Below are 18,250 nucleotides of genomic sequence, written 5' to 3'. Positions count from 1 at the left end.
CCGTTCAGGCAGTGCCTTTGCGGAGGGCTGAAAGGGGCTCTGATAGGTAGACGCTGAGCCCGCGCTTCGGCACAGGGCTGGGGCATCCGATCGAGCGGTTGCACAGGTGCGGGGCAGGCGGCTGATGCGTTGAAAGGCCTGCTGCAGAGCGATTGCCAATGAAAAGGCCGCCCGCAGGCGGCCTTGGAGGGCGGGGAGGGGTCAGGCGTCGTCGCCGTCGTCCTCGTCGGCACCGTCCACTTTCATGCCCAGTTCCTTGATCTTGCGGGTGAGGGTGTTGCGCCCCCAGCCCAGCAGCACGGCAGCGTCGCGGCGGCGGCCGGCGGTGTGCTTCAGGGCGGTCTCGATCATGATCCGCTCGAAGGCGGGCACGGCGGTGTCCAGCAGGCTGGACTGGCCACGGCCCAGGGCCTGGTCGGCCCATTGGCGCAGGGCCTGCTCCCAGTTGGTGACCGGGGCGGCGTCCTGGGGCTGGGTGAGCAGTTCCGGCGGCAGGTCGTCGACATGCACCTCGCGGCCCGAGGCCATCACGGTGATCCAGCGGCAGGTGTTCTCCAACTGGCGCACGTTGCCCGGCCAGGGCAGGTTCTTCAGGTATTCCTCTGTCTCCGGCTTGAGCAGCTTGGGCTCCACGGCCAGTTCCTGCGCCGCGCGGGCGAGGAAGTGGCGGGCCAGGGCGGGGATGTCCTCGCGGCGGTCGGACAGCCGGGGGATGTGGATGCGGATGACGTTGAGGCGGTGGAACAGGTCCTCGCGGAACTTGCCGGCCTGTACCAGGTTTTCCAGGTTCTGGTGGGTGGCGGCGATGATGCGCACGTCCACCTTCACCGGGGTGTGGCCGCCCACGCGGTAGAACTCGCCATCGGCCAGCACCCGCAGCAGGCGGGTCTGGGTGTCGGCGGGCATGTCGCCGATCTCGTCGAGGAACAGGGTGCCGCCGTCGGCCTGCTCGAAGCGGCCACGGCGCTGGTTGGCCGCGCCGGTGAAGGCGCCTTTCTCATGGCCGAACAGCTCGGACTCCATCAGGTCCTTGGGGATCGCCGCCATGTTCAGGGCGATGAAGGGCGAGGCGGCGCGCGGGCTGTGGCGGTGCAGCGCATGGGCCACCAGTTCCTTGCCGGTGCCGGATTCGCCGTTGATCAGCACGGTGATGTTGGAGTGGCTGAGGCGGCCGATGGCGCGGAACACCTCCTGCATCGCCGGCGCTTCGCCGATGATTTCCGGGGTGCGCGGCTGGTTGGCCGGAGCCACCAGGTTCTGCTGTTCCTGGGCGTGCTGGAAGGCGCGCTTGACCAGGGAAACGGCCTCGTCGACGTCGAACGGCTTGGGCAGGTACTCGAAGGCGCCGCCTTGGTAGGAGGCGACTGCGCTGTCCAGGTCGGAATGGGCGGTCATGATGATCACCGGCAGGCGCGGGTGCATCTCGCGGATGCGCGCCAGCAGGTCCAGGCCGCTGGCTCCGGGCATGCGGATATCGGAGATGATCACGTCCGGCTGCTGCCGGGTCAGGCGGCTGAGCACGCTGTCGGCGCTGTCGAAGCTCTGGGTGGTCATGCCTTCCTGCTGCAGGGCCTTTTCCAGCACCCAGCGGATGGAGCGGTCGTCGTCGACGATCCAGACGGTTTCACTTCGGGTCATGAGGATGCGGCTCCTTGTTCCAGCGGCAGGAAGAGCGAGAAGACGGTGTGGCCGGGGTGGCTCTCACACTCGATCAGGCCCTGGTGCTGGCTGATGATGTTCTGGGCGATGGCCAGGCCGAGGCCGGTGCCGTCCGGGCGCCCGCTGACCATGGGGTAGAAGATGGTGTCCTGCAGCTCGGGGGGGATGCCCGGGCCGTTGTCGATGATCTCCACCTTGGCCACCAGGCGATGGCGGGTGTGGCCGATGGTGAACTGGCGCAGGGTGCGGGTGCGCAGGGTGATGCGGCCCAGGCGCAGGTCGTTCTGGCCGGACAGGGCCTGCATGGCGTTGCGCACGATATTGAGCACGGCCTGGATCATCTGTTCCTTGTCGATGAACACGTCCGGGATGCTCGGGTCGTAGTCGCGCACCAGGTTGACGCCGCCCTGGCTCTCGGCCTCCACCAGGCTGCAGACGCGCTCCAGCACCTCGTGGACGTTGGTCATGGCCAGCTGCGGCAGCTTGTTGGAGCCGAGCATGCGGTCCACCAGGTTCCGCAGGCGGTCGGCCTCTTCGATGATGACGTTGGTGTAGTCCTTCAGGCTTTCCTCGGGCAGCTCCCGGGCCAGCAACTGGGCAGCGCCACGGATGCCGCCCAGGGGGTTCTTGATCTCGTGGGCGAGGCCGCGCACCAGCAGCTTGGTGGTTTCCTGCTTGGAGAGCTGGGCCTCTTCCTTGGTGATGCGCAGCAGGCGGTCGCGGGGGTGCACTTCCAGCAGCAGCAGGGTGGCGCCCTTGTTGAGGATGGGCGTCACCGCGTAGTCCACCGTGATGGTCTGCCCGGAGAGCGAGGTCAGCATGGCCTCGCGCTTGGTGAAGGGGTGGGCCTGTTCCACGGCCTGGCGCAGGGACGCCAGGGCCTCGGGGGATTCGGTGAACAGCTCGCTGATGAACTGGCCGTGGCTGCGCTGGCCGCTGACGGCCAGGAGCATTTCCGCCGCCGGGTTCATGTACTCAAGGCGCAGGTCGGCATTGAGCAGGATCACCGCGGTGGTCAGGTTGTCGAGCAGCAGTCGATGCAGGGCGTCGTTGATGGTCATGGGTCGGTCATCTCGGCGATGCGCGGGAAAATGCAAGAAGCAAACCAAGCCCTGAAAAGACGCGCGGAATGCCGCCCACAGCGGTACCCGGCCACGCGACGGCGCATGCCGGGGCGCAGCGGGCGAACCAAAATGGGGAGAGTATAGAAAGTGGTGCGCCTGCTCGCACCGAAATGGTGCGAGGCGCGATCAGAGGAACGGCAGGATGCCGATGATGCCCTTGTCCGGCTCTTTCGGCTTGTCCTTCAGCGGGCATTCGGGGCGCACGCCCCAGTCGGCTTTCTTGCAGGGGTTCACACGGCGCTTCTGGTCGAGGGACACGCGCTTCACATGCACCGGCTGGTTGGGTGTGCGCTCCACCACGCGGCCCTGCGTGTCGATGATCTCCACCGCCAGCTGGTGGGTGCCCCGGTCCAGGTTGCTGAGGGGGAAGACCGGGCTGCGGCCGGGCTCACCCTGGACGTTGCCGTCGAGCACCAGGCGGTAGTTGTGGCCGTCGCGCAGTACCGGATCGCTGGTGGCGGTGACGATCAGGCCGCCGTCGCCGGTGACGGTGGCATCAGGCTCGGGGATCAGGATGCGCAGCACCTGGTAGCCCTGTTCGCGGGGGATGGGGGCCGGCGGCGCCACCAGCGGCGCGCCGCGCTGCGGGGTCATGGCGTTGGAGGGGGCCAGTTCGATGCGCTTGGCATTGCCGGGCTTGGGCTGGTCGGTGAAGACGCGGTTTCCCTCCTCGTCGACGTAGGTGTAGACCTGGGCGACGGCGGGCAGGCTGGCGATAAGCAGGCAGAGCAGGAGCGTGCGCATGACTAGGGTTTGGGAGTGGGTTTGGGAATAGGTTTCGGGCGAAGGGCCGGGCTATGGGTATTGACCCGCTGCAGGGTAAAGGTCTGGGCATCACTCTGCTGTAGCACCTTGTCACCCACCAGCACCTGGACAGCCAGGCTGTGTTCGCCCCGGTCCGCGCTGACCACCTGCAAGCGGGGCACATTGGCTGGCTCGCCGTAGGGTTGTCCGTCCATCACCAGGCGCAGGCTGTGGCCAGGCTGCAGGCGTGGCTTTATGCGTACCGGAACGCTGAAGGTACCGTTATTGGCGCGCAGGGCCTCTTCATCCGGCAATTCAAGGCTCAGTTGTTCGTAGGCGGCACTGGCCTTCTTCTCGGGCGTAACCGGCGGCGGGGCAACGGGTTTCTGGGCCTCGACGGTGTTGGTCGGCGGCAGGTCGACCGTTTCCACCTTGCCCCCTTCCGGCGGCTGGTTGGTGAACACGGTGTGGCCGTTGGCGTCGGTGTACTTGTAGATCTGCGCGCTGGCGGGCAGGGCGAGCGTCAGCAGCAGGCAGGCGAGCATGGGGCGCATGGCCGGTCTCTCCGGATGGGAATGGCGCTAAGCCTTGCATCGGTAGGCGGTGCTGGCAAGTTCGGGCTGCCGGTGCTGTGCGGTGTCGCTGAAAACCCGGGCCGGGAACGGGTTGCGGGGATGAAAAAAGGCCTCCCGAAGGAGGCCTCTCGAAACGTGCCGCTGGTGCGGCACGCTGCCTGGGCAGGCGACTGGATCAGACGCTGTAGTACAGGTCGTATTCCAGCGGGTGCACGAAGGTGCGCACCTTGATCTCTTCTTCGCTCTTCAGCTCGATGTAGGCATCGATGAAGTCGTCGGAGAACACGCCGCCCTTGGTCAGGAAGGCACGGCCCTTGTCCAGCTCTTCCAGGGCTTCCTTCAGGCTGCCGCACACCTGCGGGATCTCTTTCGCCTCTTCCGGCGGCAGGTCGTACAGGTTCTTGTCGGCGGCATCGCCGGGGTGGATCTTGTTCTGGATGCCGTCCAGGCCGGCCATCAGCAGGGCTGCGAAGCACAGGTAGGGGTTGGCAGCCGGGTCCGGGAAGCGCGCTTCGATGCGGCGGGCTTTCGGGCTGTTGACGTACGGGATGCGGATCGAGGCGGAACGGTTGCGGGCGGAGTAGGCCAGCATGACCGGGGCTTCGAAGCCGGGCACCAGACGCTTGTAGGAGTTGGTGGACGGGTTGGTGAAGCCGTTCAGCGCCTTGCCGTGCTTGATGATGCCGCCGATGAAGTACAGGGCGGTATCGGACAGGCCGGCATAGCCTTCGCCAGCGAAGGTGTTCTTGCCATCCTTGGAGATGGACATGTGAACGTGCATGCCCGAGCCGTTGTCGCCGTACAGGGGCTTCGGCATGAAGGTCACGGTCTTGCCGTAGGCGTCGGCGACGTTGTGCACGCAGTACTTCAGGGTCTGGACTTCGTCAGCCTTGGCAACGAGGGTGTTGAACTTCACACCGATCTCGTTCTGGCCGGCGGTGGCCACTTCGTGGTGGTGAACTTCGACCACCAGGCCCATTTCTTCCAGGGCGTTGCACATGGCGGTACGGATTTCGTGGTCGTGGTCGACCGGCGGTACCGGGAAGTAGCCGCCCTTCACGCCCGGACGGTGGCCCTTGTTGCCGCCTTCGATGTCGGCGTCGGTGTTCCAGGAGGCCTGCTCGGAGAAGATCTTGAACATGGAGCCGGAGATGTCGGACTTGAACTTCACTTCGTCGAAGATGAAGAACTCGGGCTCCGGACCGACGAATACGGTGTCACCGATACCGGTGGACTTCAGGTATTCCTCGGCGCGACGGGCGATGGCGCGCGGGTCGCGGTCGTAGCCTTGCATGGTGCTCGGCTCGATGATGTCGCAGACCAGGATCAGGGTCGGCTCTTCGGTGAAGGGGTCCAGGACGGCGGTGCTGTCATCCGGCAGCAGGATCATGTCGGAGGCTTCGATACCTTTCCAGCCGGCGATGGACGAACCGTCGAACATCTTGCCGTGTTCGAAGAAATCGTCGTCGGCGTCACGGGCCGGCATGGTCACGTGCTGCTGCTTGCCTTTGGTGTCGGTGAAGCGCAGATCAATCCACTTCACGTCGTGTTCTTTAATCAGTTGAAGCGACTTCGACATGTTGTCCTCCAGGTGGATGAGGGCGGCATTCATGCGACCCCCAATAAAGGTGAAGCCGGGGCGGGATAGTCCGCCAGGGCGACCTGCCTCACAAGGGAGCAATTTGCGTGCCAGTGCCCAGGAATGGGCCGGAGCCCCACAGCTCAGGCAGGGCGGGGACTGCGGCCGGTTTGTGCACAGTTTTGCGCACCATAAACGTGCCGGTTTGATGTGTCGTGCACCTTATTGGTGCTCGATTGTGGTGCGTGATTGATTTTGGTCAAAGCTTGAACAATTTCCGCTATAATCCGCGCCCCTCTTTTTCCGTCGCCTTTGCGGGCGCAGTTTTTCCATGAAACTCATCATCAAGGTCTTCCCAGAAATCACCATCAAGAGCCGGCCGGTGCGCAAGCACTTCATCCGCCAGCTCGCGAAGAACATCCGGTCCGTGCTGCGCGACCTCGACTCGGATGTCGAGGTGTCTGGCGTCTGGGACAACCTGGAGCTGGTGACACAGTGCACCGAGCCCAAGCTGCTGGCCGAGATGATCGAGCGCCTGAGCTGCACGCCGGGCATCACCCATTTCCTGGAAATCAACGAATACCCGCTGGGTGATTTCGACGACGTCTTCGAGAAGTGCAAGCTGCACTACGCCGACCAGCTGCCCGGCAAGATCTTCGCCGTGCGCTGCAAGCGTGCCGGCAAGCACAGCTTCAGCTCCATGGAGCTGGAGCGCCACGTCGGCAGCCGCCTGCGTCGCGAATGCGGTGCCGCCGGCATCTCCCTGAAGAACCCGGAAGTGGAAGTGCGGATGGAAGTGCGCGACCAGCGCCTGTTCGTCATCCACCACCAGCACGAAGGCCTCGGCGGCTACCCGCTGGGCTCGCTGGAGCAGACCCTGGTGCTGATGTCCGGTGGTTTCGACTCCACCGTCGCCGCCTTCCAGATGATGCGCCGCGGCCTGATGACCCACTTCTGCTTCTTCAACCTCGGCGGCCGTGCCCATGAAGTGGGCGTGATGGAAGTGGCCCACTACCTGTGGGAGAAGTACGGCCGCTCCCAGCGCGTGCTGTTCATCAGCGTGCCCTTCGAGGAAGTGGTAGGCGAGATCCTCGGCAAGGTCGACAACAGCCAGATGGGCGTGGTGCTCAAGCGCATGATGCTGCGCGCCGCCACCCACATGGCGAAGAAGCTGCACATCGACGCCCTGGTGACCGGCGAGGCCATCTCCCAGGTGTCCAGCCAGACCCTGCCCAACCTCTCGGTGATCGACTCGGCCACCGACATGCTGGTGCTGCGCCCGCTGATCGCCAGCCACAAGCAGGACATCATCGACACCGCCACCCGCATCGGCACCGCCGAGTTCGCCAAGCACATGCCCGAGTACTGCGGCGTGATCTCGGTGAACCCCACCACCCGCGCCAAGCCGGGCCGCATCGAGCACGAGGAAGAGCAATTCGACATGGCCGTTCTGGAGCGCGCCCTGGAACGCGCCCGCCTGGTGGCCATCGACCGCGTGATCGACGAGATGGGCCAGGGCCTGCAGGTGGAGGAAGTGCGCGAGGCCCTGCCGGGGCAGATCATCCTCGACATCCGCCACCCCGACGCCCAGGAAGACGAGCCGCTGGCGCTGGAAGGCATCGACGTGCAAGCGCTGCCCTTCTACGCGATCAACAGCCGCTTCAAGGACCTGGACGCCAACCGCCAGTACCTCCTGTATTGCGACAAGGGCGTCATGAGCCGCCTCCACGCTCACCACCTGCTCAGCGAGGGGCATACGAATGTGCGCGTTTATCGCCCGGCTTAAACAGCCCGGGCTCTACGGCGGCAGCATCCGTCACCGCCCCCCCGACCGGCGGCCGCGCCGAATCGACTGATCTTCATACAGGCCGCCTAGACTCAGCGGCACACCGAATCCCCTGATCGAGATACACCCGTGATCGAAAAACTGCGCAACATCGCCATCATCGCCCACGTCGACCATGGCAAGACCACCCTGGTAGACAAACTGCTGAAGCTCTCCGGCACCCTCGACCGCAAAGAAGCGGAATCCGAGCGCGTGATGGACTCCAACGACCAGGAGAAAGAGCGCGGCATCACCATCCTGGCGAAGAACACCGCCATCAAGTGGAACGGCTACAACATCAACATCGTCGACACCCCCGGCCACGCCGACTTCGGTGGCGAGGTGGAGCGCGTGATGTCCATGGTGGACTCCGTGCTGCTGGTGGTCGACGCCCAGGACGGCCCCATGCCGCAGACCCGCTTCGTGACCCAGAAAGCCTTCAAGGCCGGCCTGCGTCCGATCGTCGTGGTCAACAAGATCGACCGTCCGGGCGCGCGTCCTGACTGGGTCATCGACCAGATCTTCGACCTGTTCGACAACCTCGGCGCCACCGACGAGCAGCTCGACTTCCCGATCGTCTACGCCAGCGCCCTGAACGGCATCGCCGGCCTCGACCACGAGAAGATGGACGACAACATGGACGCCCTGTTCCAGGCGATCATCGACCACGTCCCGGCCCCGGTGGTGGACACCGAAGGCCCGTTCCAGATGCAGATCTCCCAGCTGGACTACAACAGCTTCCTCGGCGTGATCGGCATCGGCCGCATCGCCCGTGGCAAGATCAAGACCAACACCCCGGTGGTGGCCGTCAGCGACGACGGCAGCAAGCGCAACGGCCGCGTCCTGAAGATCATGGGTCACTCCGGCCTGCAGCGCGTCGAAGTCGCCGAAGCCGAAGCCGGTGACATCGTCTGCGTCAGCGGCATGGACGAACTGTTCATCTCCGACACCCTGTGCGACCCGCAAAACGTCGAAGCCCTGCCGCCGCTGACCGTCGACCAGCCCACCGTGAGCATGACCTTCCAGGTCAACGACTCGCCCTTCGCCGGCAAGGAAGGCAAGTTCGTCACCAGCCGCAACATCAAGGACCGTCTGGAGAAGGAACTGCTGCACAACGTCGCCCTGCGCGTCGAAGCGGGCGATTCCGCCGAGAAGTTCAAGGTCTCCGGTCGTGGCGAGCTGCATCTGTCCGTACTGATCGAAACCATGCGCCGTGAAGGCTTCGAGATGGGCGTAGGCCGTCCGGAAGTGGTGATCATCGAGAAGGACGGCGAGAAGCAGGAGCCCTACGAGAACGTCACCATCGACATCGAAGAGCAGCACCAGGGCTCGGTGATGGAGCAGATGGGCCTGCGCAAGGGCGATCTGACCAACATGATCCCCGACGGCAAGGGTCGCGTCCGCCTGGAGTACACCATCCCGGCACGTGGCCTGATCGGCTTCCGCAACAACTTCCTGACCCTGACCTCGGGCACCGGCATCCTGACCTCGACCTTCAGCCACTACGGCCCGATCAAGGCCGGCGAAGTCACCAACCGTCAGAACGGCGTACTGGTCTCCATGGCCACCGGCACCGCCCTGACCTACTCGCTGGAAACCCTGCAGAGCCGCGGCAAGCTGTTCCTCGCCCCGGGCGACGAGATCTACGAAGGCCAACTGTGCGGCATCAACAGCCGTGACAACGACCTGGTGATCAACCCCACCAAGGGCAAGAAGCTCGACAACATGCGCGCTTCCGGCAAGGACGAAGTCATCGCCCTGGTTCCGCCGATCAAGTTCACCCTGGAGCAGGCGCTGGAATTCATCGCCGACGACGAACTGGTGGAAGTGACGCCGAAGTCCATCCGCCTGCGCAAGAAAATGCTGAACGAGAACGACCGCAAGCGCTACGAGCGCAGCAAGGTCTGATCTCCGATCAGTAACTGAAAAGCCCCCGCCGGAGCGATCCGGCGGGGACTTTTTGTTGAGAGGCACTGCCACCCCTGGCAGTGCCGCTGTTTCATCAGGAGAGACCCATGAAAGTGACTTCGCTGGCTTGCCTGGCAGGCCTGGCCTTGCTGACCCTTGGCTGTGCATCACCGCGCACCCTCGACACCCGCCATCTCACTCGCTTCGACGAGTACCACGCCAACCTCGAGATCGCGGGTCAGCGCTACACGCTGGACGCCTACATCGTGATGTTCCAGAAGCCCTTCTACATCACCGTGGAGCGCGATGACCGCCGCGCAATGACGATCGATGAGGCGGCGCGCGTAGCGGAGGAGTACATCAAGCCTCGGGGATGCACCGACCCGCTCGTCCGTCGTGCTGATCTGGACCGCAGCAACGCTGACAAGACCCAATGGATGGTCGGCATCGAGTGCTGATGGCTAGAGCGGGCAGTGGGGCGCGTGGAGCCTCTTCTGCCCGTGCGGTTCGAAAAGGGCTAGTGCTCCCACCGCCCCGGAGCATAGGAAAACATCGGCAGCGACCAGCCGAAGCGGATCGCCGAAAGGCGTAGCAGCAGGCCGACGCTGAAGGAGGCGAGCAGGTTGATGTCCTCGTTCACGCCCTGCTGGCGCAGGCCCAGGTAGAGCAGGGCGACCAGCAGGGAGACGCTGGCGTAGAGCTCCTGGCGCAGCACCTGCGGGGTGCGGTTGCAGAGGATGTCGCGGAGGATGCCGCCGAAGATGCCGGTGATGATCCCGGCCATCGCCACCACCGGCAGCGCGTAGTCCAGGCCCAGGGCGACATTGCAGCCGATCACCGTGAAGGCGATCAGGCCCATGGCATCCAGCACCAGGAACAGCTGCCGCAGGTGGTGCATGAAGCGTGACAGCAGCATGGCCATCAGGCCGGCGCCGATGGTGAGGAAGATGTACTCGGGGTGCTGGGTCCAGCTCACCGGGTAGTGGCCGAGGAGGATGTCGCGGACGGTGCCGCCGCCCAGGGCGGTGAGGAAGGCGATGAGGCTGACGCCGAACAGGTCCATGTTGCGACGACCGGCAGCGAGGGCGCCGGACATGGCTTCTGCACAGATGGCGATCAGGTAGACAGAGGTAAGCACACAGAACTCCTGCGTTGTGCTGCCCCTCCCCCTGTCCTGTGTACCTGAGAGTTTCTACGGCGCGTGCCGTTTGCCCCTTCGGTGGGCCGCTCGCCGGCGGCCGCTCTCCAGTTGGCGATCATGGAAATCCGCAGTGACTGCTGCCTGAGCGATTATGGGAGTTTGCGCCTTCGGCGGGAGCGCATGGCGCCCCTCTCTCCTGCGGGGCGCGGAGTATATGCGTTGCACCAAAGTTGTGCGAGCGGTCAGCTTCCCTGTGTCAGGTGCGGAACACGCCCAGCCCGCTCTTCAGGGCGCGGGCCGTGTCGCCCAGTTCGGCGGCGGAATGGTTGATGGCGTCCACGTCCTGGCGGGTATGCTCGAAGGCGCTGCGCATGTCCCCCAGGCGGCCGGACATGTCGGCCACGGCGTGCTGGATGTGCTCGCTGCTGGCCAGGGCCTGCTCGACGTTGGCGTTCACCTCGCCCATCTGGCGCACCAGGGTGTCCAGTGCGTCCAGCGCCTCGTCGGCATTGCCGGCCAGGGCGCGGGAACGCTCTGCGGTGCTGCCCATTCGCTGGGCGATCTGGCGGATGGCGCCAGTCACCTGGTCGATCACCCGGTGGGCGTCGCTCAACACGCTCTTGGTCTGGCCCGCCAGCTTGCGCACCTCGTCGGCCACCACGGCGAAACCCCGGCCGGCGTCCCCGGCGCGGGCGGCTTCGATGGCAGCGTTGAGGGCCAGCAGGTTGGTCTGTTCGGAGATGCCGGCAATCATCTGCAGCACCTGGCCGATCTGCTCCGCCTCGCGGCTGAGGCCGTCGAGGTCGGTGGCCAGTTCGATGTTGGACGAGGTGCTGCCGTGCACGTCGGCGATCAGCTGCTGCAGCTCCTGGTGGGCCCGGCTCAGCTCGCTGCTGGTGCGCTCGAGGTTGCTGCGCACCGCGCCGGCCAGGTTGGAGGATTGCCCGGCGGCCTGCTGGATGGACTGGCCGTGGTGATCCACGTCCGCCAATTGGTGGGCGGCCTGCTGGATCTGCTGGGTGATGTCGTCGGCGCGGCGGAGGAAGGTTTCCGCCAGCTGCTGGTTGCTGTCGGCCATGCCGAGGGCGCCGGCAAGGGTCTGGCGCAGGTCCTGCAGCAGGCCGGAGAGGCGCGTGCCCATCTGCCCCAGCTCGTCCTCGCTGGTGACGGCCAGCGGGCGGGAGAGGTCGCGGTTCTGGGCGATCTGGTTGAGCTGGCTGGTCAGGCCGCGAATGGCATGCACCAGCATGCGGGTCACCAGCCAGGACAGCAGCAGGCCGATGCCCAGGGTCACGCTGCCGATCAGCAGCAGGCTGTGCAGGCTGTCGGTGATGGCCTGGTCGAGGCTGGTCAGGGTCACGTCCACGCCGACGACATAGGGCTGGCCGCTGGCGGTGCGCATCGGCAGGAAGATGGAGCGGAAGGTCCCGTAGCTGTCGGTATATTCGTCGAACTGCGCCTGGCCGCTGCGGGCCGCCTGGATCACCGCCGGGCTGGCGTCCTTGTACTCCTCCAGGTGCTTGGCGTAGCTGTCGCTGGCGATCTCGTCGCCGCTGGCGCCGTCGGAGAGGTAGAAGACCCGGCCGCTGCCGTCGACCATCAGGGTGTAGGCGAACTTCAGGCCCACCTCGCCGGCGTACTCGCCCAGGTTGCGCACCTGCTGCAGGTACTCGCCCTCGCGCAGGCCGTCGGCGGTTCGTGTGCGTTCCAGGTAGTCGTTGCCCAGCAGGCGCGGCACGGCATGGGCGGCGGCGCGCAGGCGGTTGTCCATCTGCTCGCGGATGTCCAGCGACTTCACGTACTGCGCGTAGCTGATGAAGGTGGCGATGCTGATCAGGTTGACCAGGGTGATGGCCAGCAGAATCTTGGTCTGCAGGCTGACAGAACGCAGCGACGGCATGAGGTCAGTTCCATCCGAGAGGGGAGTCCGGCCGTCGTTGCGCCGGCCTACATTTTGTTTCGGAATACTCTGACAGAACTTGAATGGCAAGTGGCCAGGTCGTGCCTGGGTTTTCTGGAATTTTCTTGTCTGCCGGGAGCCGGAGATTTCATTTGCCGGGCTTTGCCTCGGTTGAGAAATGACCCCGGCAGGCGAACCTGCTGGGGTCATGCGTCAGGCCTGGATTACAGCGCTGTCTTGCAACTCACGCCCACGGCCTTGAACGCGGCGATCACGTCCGCCGTCGACCGGCTGCGGTTCTGTGCCGAGCGGATCACGCCGCAGGCCCCCTGGTCGTAGGTGCTGGTCTCGGTCCAGTAGAAGCGGTTGGCGTCGACGAACACTTCGAAGGCCTTGCGGGTGTTCCAGCCGGTGGACTGGGCCAGCAGGTAGAAGGCCCGGTTGTACACCCCGCTGGCGTGGTGCACGTCGATGCCGTCGTAGTAGTCGCTGGCGTTGTCGATGGAACTGCCGTCACGGCTCGGCTGGTCCATGTAGCGCAGTGAGCCGGTGCCCTTGAAGATCTCGGCGCCCACCTTCCAGTCGTTCTGGCCCTTCATGTAGTACTCGGCGGCCTCGCCGGCCATGTCCGAGAAGGCCTCGTTCATGCCGCCCGACTGCCCCTCGTAGACCAGGCCGGAGTTCAGCTCGGTGAAGCCGTGGCTGACCTCGTGGGCCGACACGTCGAGGGAAACCAGCGGGTAGAAGCGGTTCTTGCCGTCGCCGAAGGTCATCGCCTGGCCGTCCCAGAACGCGTTCTCGTAGCCGTTGCCGTAGTGGACTTTCATGTACAGCTTCTTCTCGTTCAGCGGGCGCAGGCCGCCGAACCAGTTGCCGTACATCTGGAACACCACGTTGCCGAAGTAGTGGGCGTCGTTGAGGGGCGAGTAGGCGCCGTTGGTCAGCTTGTACTCGTTGTACGGGCAGGCGAAGCGGAAGGGCTTGGTGCTGGTGTTGCTGGTGCTGTTGCCGAGGTTCACGGTGATCACGTCGCCGCTGTTCATCTCGCAGCGGTCATTGACGATCAGCGGGCCGTACTGGGTGCCGTACAGGTAGCGGCCGGTCTTGGTGTTGCCACCCGGGCCGGTGGCTTCGGCGTGGGCCAGGCCCTCCCAGCGGCGCAGCACCTCGCCGGTGTTGGCCTCGATCATCACGTGGGGCCGCGACGGCTCCGGCCCGCCGACGAAGAACGAGACCACATAGGCCAGCTGGGCCTGCTTCTGCTCGTTCAGGCGCACCACCAGTTCGCTCTGCTCGTTGCTCACCGGCTGGCTGGTGTTCACCAGGCTGCGGGCCTGCTGCAGGGCCTGCTCGGCGCTGAGGGTCGGGGTGGCGTCGCGCACCAGGTCCTGCTCGATGCCGGCCACCAGTCGCCCGGCGCGCCGGGGCTGGCTGCCGGTGGCGGCCTCGGTGATGGCCTCGCCCCAGACGCGGACGCCCTTGTAGTACTGCTGGTAGCGGGTGACCTGGGTGCCGCTGGGCAGGCGGGTGCTCGATTCCTTGACCAGGTCATCGTCCGCCACGCCGAGGGCGGCGCGGATGTCGCCACCGGCCAGGCCGGAGCGCGGGGTGGGGAGGGTGGATACGTCGATCAGTTCCGCCGCGAATCCCATCGCGGGGGTGGCCAGGGCAGCCACGATCAACGAGTGCTGGAACAGTTTCCTTTGCATGGCGTGGTTCTCCTTTTTTGTTGGGAAACGGAGGGTGACTCCGTGTTGCTCCGGCGGCCTTGTGGGGGTGAGAGCGGAGCGAGACACCGCGCAGGCCCGGTGGGTGGCCCGGGCCAGGGCGATGAGCGCTTAGATATAGACGGGTGATTTCGAATATCAAAGATGTTCGAAGAGAATTTATTGATATCGAGTCAATTCGAAGAACTTAAGTCCTGCTTAAATCCTAGTGCGACAAGGGTTTCGCTGGGATGACCCAAATTGGTGCAGTCAGGGAAGGCGACGAAAGGACGTGCAGCGAAGGGCGAGAGGTCGCCTGGAGCGTTATAGCCGGCTTCGACTTCTTGTGCGAGGCCGTTGGTCAAGTCGGCATTTTCGCCATAGCGTCCGTTAACCATGTCAGTTATATGGCGAATTGATGTCATCTACGTTGTGTCGGACGTGGGACTTTGCTTTGACGAAGTTTTCACAGGGGGTTCGGCACAGTCCCTTCGGATAGCGCCGACCCTGTCGGCATCCGAAGCTCGAACTGGGGAGTCTGTATGTCGCAAGCACAGGTTGCAGGGAAGCGCGGAAAGGTCGACTGGGCCGGCATTGGCCGGTTGTTCCTGTACTTCTGGCTGTTCTCAGGCCTCACCCAGACCCTGATCCTCGCCACCGGCACCAGTGGTTTCACCGGCTTCCGCCAGGCCTTCCTGCTGAGCGGCCTGTGGCTGATCCCGGTGCTGCTGTTCCCCGCCCGTACCCGGCTGATCGCCGGCGTCATCGGCGTGCTCCTGTGGCTCGCCTCCCTGCCGGCGTTCTTCTACTTCCTGGTGTACGGCCAGGAGTTCTCCCAGAGCGTCATCTTCATCATGTTCGAGTCCAACACCGCCGAGGCCAGCGAGTACCTGACCCAGTACCTCGCCTGGTGGATCCCGCTGGTGGTGCTGGCCTACGCCGGCGTGGCCTGGCTGCTGTGGCGCGGTCTGCGGCCGATCCACCTGCCCCGGCGTACCGCCTGGGTGGCCAGCCTGGTGCTGGGCATCGCCCTGCTGGGCTACCCGGTGACCCGGCAGATGGTGGTGAACGCCAACATGGCCGAGGCCATGGACGCCATCGACAAGCGCCTGGAGCCGGCCGTGCCCTGGCAACTGGCCGTGGGCTACCGCCAGTACCGCCAGCAACTGTCGAACATGCAGGACCTGCTGGAAGGCAACCGCGCCGTGGCCACCCTGCCGGGCCTGAAGGACAGCCTCGGCAACGCACCGGCCACCCTGGTGCTGGTCATCGGCGAGTCCACCAACCGCCAGCGCATGAGCCTGTACGGCTACCCCCGCGCCACCACGCCCAACCTCGACCGCCTGCGCAGCGAGCTGCAGGTGTTCGACAACGTCGTCACCCCGCGCCCCTACACCATCGAGGCGCTGCAGCAGGTGCTGACCTTCGCCGACGAGCAGCACCCCGACGCCTACCTGTCCACGCCTTCCATCGTCAACGTGATGAAGCAGGCCGGCTACAAGACCTACTGGATCACCAACCAGCAGACCCTGACCAAGCGCAACACCATGCTCACCACCTTCTCCAAGCAGGCGGACGAGCAGTTCTACCTGAACAACAATCGCAACCAGAACGCCCGCCAGTACGACGATGACGTCTTCGAGCCGTTCTCCAAGGTCCTGGCCGAGGACGCCCCGCGCAAGTTCATCGTGGTGCACCTGCTGGGTACCCACATGAGCTACCAGTACCGCTACCCGGAAGAGTTCGAGCGCTTCACCGACCGCCAGGGCGTGCCGCCGAACGTCACCGACGACCAGCTGCCCACCTACAACAGCTACGACAACGCCGTGCTGTTCAACGACCACGTGGTCTCCACCCTGATCGAGCGCTTCAAGGCCACCGACCCCAACGGCTTCCTGCTCTACCTGTCCGACCACGGTGAGGCGGTGTTCGACCCCGAGCACCCCACGGTGCTGGGCCGCAACGAGGCGGCGCCCACCTCGCCCATGTACACCATCCCCTTCATGGTCTGGAGCAGCCCGAAGTGGAAGCGTGACCACCCGCAGCAAGTGGCCGGCGTCGAGTCGCGTCCGCTGAGCAGCAGTGCGCTGATCTACACCTGGGCGGACCTGGCGGGCCTGCGCTTCGACACCTTCGACCCCAGTCGCAGCGTGGTGAACGCCGCGTTCAAGGAGCGCCCGCGGCTGATCGGCAACCCGGACCAGCCCAAGTCGCTGATCGACTTCAGCCTGATCAAGCCAAAGCCCAGGGCGCCCGCCCCGGTGGAGGTAGCCCGCGAGGGTGACGAACTGCCGCTCAAGAGCGGCCCGCCCAGTACCCGGGGCTGATCCCAGCGGCCCGCGTCGCTTCACCCCTTCGTCCGATCACGTCGCCTTTGCATGAGCGGTGAGGGCGTCTTTTTTGTCGGTTTTTTCCATCCCGTGCATGGAATGGGGCGGGGCGCTGTTGCATCATGCCGCCCCAGCGTTCCACCGCCCAACCGACGAAGGATTCCCCCATGGCCGGAGCCAGCCTGCTCACCCTGATCGACGACATCGCCAGCGTGCTCGACGACGTATCCCTTATGACCAAGGTTGCCGCGAAGAAGACCGCCGGCGTATTGGGCGACGACCTCGCGCTCAATGCCCAGCAGGTTTCCGGCGTGCAGGCCGAGCGTGAGTTGCCGGTGGTGTGGGCCGTGGCCAAGGGCTCGGCGGTGAACAAGGCCATCCTGGTGCCGGCCGCGTTGCTGATCAGCGCCGTCGCCCCCTGGCTGGTGACCCCGCTGCTGATGGTGGGCGGCGCCTACCTGTGCTTCGAAGGCTTCGAGAAGCTCGCCCACAAGTGGCTGCACAGCGCCGAAGACGACGAGAAGGCCCATGCCGAACACGTCGACGCCCTGGCCAAGAGCGACGTCGACCTGGTGACCTTCGAGAAGGACAAGATCAAGGGCGCGATCCGCACCGACTTCATCCTCTCGGCCGAAATCATCGCCATCACCCTCGGCACCGTCAGCGAGTCCAGCTTCGCCGTGCAGGTCGCGGTGCTGGTGGGCATCGCCGCGATCATGACCGTGGGCGTCTATGGCCTGGTGGCCGGCATCGTCAAACTCGACGACCTGGGTTTCTACCTGGTGCGCAAGGCCAGTGCGACGGCCCAGGCCATCGGTCGCGGCATCCTGCGGGCCGCGCCGTACATGATGAAGGCGCTCTCGGTGATCGGTACCGCCGCGATGTTCCTGGTCGGTGGCGGCATCCTCACCCACGGTATCCCCGCCGCCCATGAACCCATCCATCACCTGGCCGAGGCTGCCGGCTCCATGGGCGTGGCCGTCCCGACCCTGGTCAACGGCGTGGTCGGCATCCTCGCCGGCGCCGTGGTGCTGATGGGCGTGAGCCTGGTGAAAAAGGTGCTGGGCAAGGGCTGACCTTCAGCCGCTGCGCATTCCCGGGCGTAAGCCCGGGCTGCAGGAGTTCCGTCCGGGCGAGGGCGATCAGGCTTCGATCGGCTTGAAGGCGCAGTAGCCGGGGCGGGGGCCGATCTTCGGGTGGTTGCGGCAGGTTTCCGGGCGCTTGTCGTAGATGGTGCACAGGCGCGTCTTGCGGTTCAGGAAGTAGCAGTCGTTGTTGCTCATCCGCGTCAGCGTGAAGAGCCCGGTCTTCTGGTTGAAGCGCTCCACCACCCCGTCCTTCATCAGCCGCTTGGCGATGTTCTTCAGCGGCTCGCCGCGCTCGAATTCGTCCACCAGCTCCATGCGGATCAGGTCGCTCAGGCGGGCTTCCACCGGCATGGTGCAGCAGCTGGAAACGCACGCGTGGCACATGCTTTTCTCGTAGCGGATCCAGGTTTCGGTGCGATCGAGATCGGCGCCGACGATCAGCAGGGTCTTCATGTCAGGGCAGGGTCAGGGCTTGGAGGGGCGCGCATCATAGCGGGATTGGCCAATTTGTGAACAGCGCGCCGCCGACCGGCGCGTGACGGCCCGAATTTCCGTGAAATTGCTGTGTCTGTGAGGCAACCGGCATTCGTCTGTAGGGCGCGGTACCTTGCGCCGAATATACTGGCGCATCGCCGCAAGGCCCGGCCTCGATGCCGGCACGGCGACTTTCT

At 65.2% G+C, this 18,250-nt stretch carries 14 protein-coding genes and 2 riboswitches; of the genes, 5 read left to right on the top strand and 9 right to left on the bottom strand.

Going from position 1 to position 18,250, the window contains the following annotated elements:
- Positions 1-201: 201 nt before the first annotated feature.
- From ntrC to glnA, 5 genes are all read right to left on the bottom strand, one after another.
- Complete coding sequence (ntrC, locus tag PotMrB4_RS26470; protein WP_044405418.1) at positions 202-1,638, bottom strand: nitrogen regulation protein NR(I); 1,437 nt, start codon at positions 1,636-1,638, stop codon at positions 202-204.
- Entirely contained in the window at positions 1,635-2,720 is a 1,086-nt protein-coding gene (glnL, locus tag PotMrB4_RS26465; RefSeq protein ID WP_044405420.1) for a nitrogen regulation protein NR(II), read from the bottom strand. Before glnL ends, ntrC begins: the two co-directional genes overlap by 4 nt.
- Before the next feature lie 189 nt (positions 2,721-2,909).
- Positions 2,910-3,527 carry a DUF4124 domain-containing protein gene (locus PotMrB4_RS26460; RefSeq protein ID WP_172434878.1) on the bottom strand — a complete coding sequence of 206 codons (618 nt, stop codon included), beginning with the start codon at positions 3,525-3,527 and terminating at the stop codon, positions 2,910-2,912.
- 2 nt (positions 3,528-3,529) lie between these two features.
- Positions 3,530-4,081, bottom strand: a complete 552-nt coding sequence (locus tag PotMrB4_RS26455; RefSeq protein ID WP_172434877.1) for a DUF4124 domain-containing protein — start codon at positions 4,079-4,081, stop codon at positions 3,530-3,532.
- 196 nt (positions 4,082-4,277) lie between these two features.
- Positions 4,278-5,681, bottom strand: coding sequence for a glutamate--ammonia ligase (gene glnA, locus PotMrB4_RS26450; RefSeq protein WP_044405511.1), 1,404 nt, complete (start codon positions 5,679-5,681; stop codon positions 4,278-4,280).
- Between the two features lie 331 nt (positions 5,682-6,012).
- Here glnA and thiI point away from each other — a divergent pair, with 331 nt between their 5' ends.
- The 3 genes from thiI to PotMrB4_RS26435 all read left to right on the top strand — a co-directional run bounded on the left by thiI (position 6,013) and on the right by PotMrB4_RS26435 (position 9,872).
- A complete protein-coding gene (gene thiI / locus PotMrB4_RS26445; RefSeq protein WP_172434876.1) occupies positions 6,013-7,467 on the top strand; it encodes a tRNA uracil 4-sulfurtransferase ThiI in 1,455 nt (484 codons plus the stop codon).
- A gap of 129 nt (positions 7,468-7,596) precedes the next feature.
- On the top strand, positions 7,597-9,414 hold the full coding sequence (gene typA, locus PotMrB4_RS26440; protein ID WP_044405428.1) for a translational GTPase TypA: 1,818 nt from the start codon (positions 7,597-7,599) through the stop codon (positions 9,412-9,414).
- A 107-nt stretch (positions 9,415-9,521) separates the two neighbouring features.
- Complete coding sequence (locus tag PotMrB4_RS26435; protein WP_172434875.1) at positions 9,522-9,872, top strand: hypothetical protein; 351 nt, start codon at positions 9,522-9,524, stop codon at positions 9,870-9,872.
- A gap of 59 nt (positions 9,873-9,931) precedes the next feature.
- Here PotMrB4_RS26435 and PotMrB4_RS26430 read toward each other — a convergent pair whose 3' ends face one another.
- The 3 genes from PotMrB4_RS26430 to PotMrB4_RS26420 all read right to left on the bottom strand — a co-directional run bounded on the left by PotMrB4_RS26430 (position 9,932) and on the right by PotMrB4_RS26420 (position 14,164).
- The gene (locus tag PotMrB4_RS26430) at positions 9,932-10,552 is read right to left on the bottom strand and encodes a trimeric intracellular cation channel family protein (RefSeq protein WP_160480254.1); all 621 of its coding nucleotides are present in this window, start codon (positions 10,550-10,552) and stop codon (positions 9,932-9,934) included.
- Positions 10,553-10,573: 21 nt separating this feature from the next.
- Positions 10,574-10,673: riboswitch (glycine riboswitch) on the bottom strand.
- A riboswitch (glycine riboswitch) is annotated at positions 10,674-10,764 on the bottom strand.
- Between the two features lie 47 nt (positions 10,765-10,811).
- Positions 10,812-12,455: a methyl-accepting chemotaxis protein gene (locus PotMrB4_RS26425; RefSeq protein ID WP_172434874.1), complete on the bottom strand. Its 1,644-nt coding sequence runs from the start codon at positions 12,453-12,455 to the stop codon at positions 10,812-10,814.
- Between the two features lie 224 nt (positions 12,456-12,679).
- Positions 12,680-14,164, bottom strand: a complete 1,485-nt coding sequence (locus PotMrB4_RS26420) for a M4 family metallopeptidase (RefSeq protein ID WP_172434873.1) — start codon at positions 14,162-14,164, stop codon at positions 12,680-12,682.
- A gap of 539 nt (positions 14,165-14,703) precedes the next feature.
- On the opposite strand from PotMrB4_RS26420, the gene cptA reads away from it, so the two are divergent.
- Both cptA and PotMrB4_RS26410 read left to right on the top strand, forming a co-directional pair.
- Entirely contained in the window at positions 14,704-16,488 is a 1,785-nt protein-coding gene (gene cptA, locus PotMrB4_RS26415; RefSeq protein WP_172434872.1) for a phosphoethanolamine transferase CptA, read from the top strand.
- A gap of 170 nt (positions 16,489-16,658) precedes the next feature.
- Positions 16,659-17,567: a DUF808 domain-containing protein gene (locus tag PotMrB4_RS26410; protein WP_172434871.1), complete on the top strand. Its 909-nt coding sequence runs from the start codon at positions 16,659-16,661 to the stop codon at positions 17,565-17,567.
- A gap of 66 nt (positions 17,568-17,633) precedes the next feature.
- On the opposite strand, the gene PotMrB4_RS26405 is transcribed toward PotMrB4_RS26410, so the two are convergent.
- A complete protein-coding gene (locus PotMrB4_RS26405; RefSeq protein WP_142013676.1) occupies positions 17,634-18,032 on the bottom strand; it encodes a YkgJ family cysteine cluster protein in 399 nt (132 codons plus the stop codon).
- Between the last annotated feature and the right edge of the window lie 218 nt (positions 18,033-18,250).

The sequence above is a fragment of the Metapseudomonas otitidis genome (assembly GCF_011397855.1).
In the GTDB taxonomy this organism is placed as follows: Bacteria; Pseudomonadota; Gammaproteobacteria; order Pseudomonadales; family Pseudomonadaceae; genus Metapseudomonas; species Metapseudomonas otitidis.
This window is presented reverse-complemented; position numbering and strand designations above follow the sequence as displayed.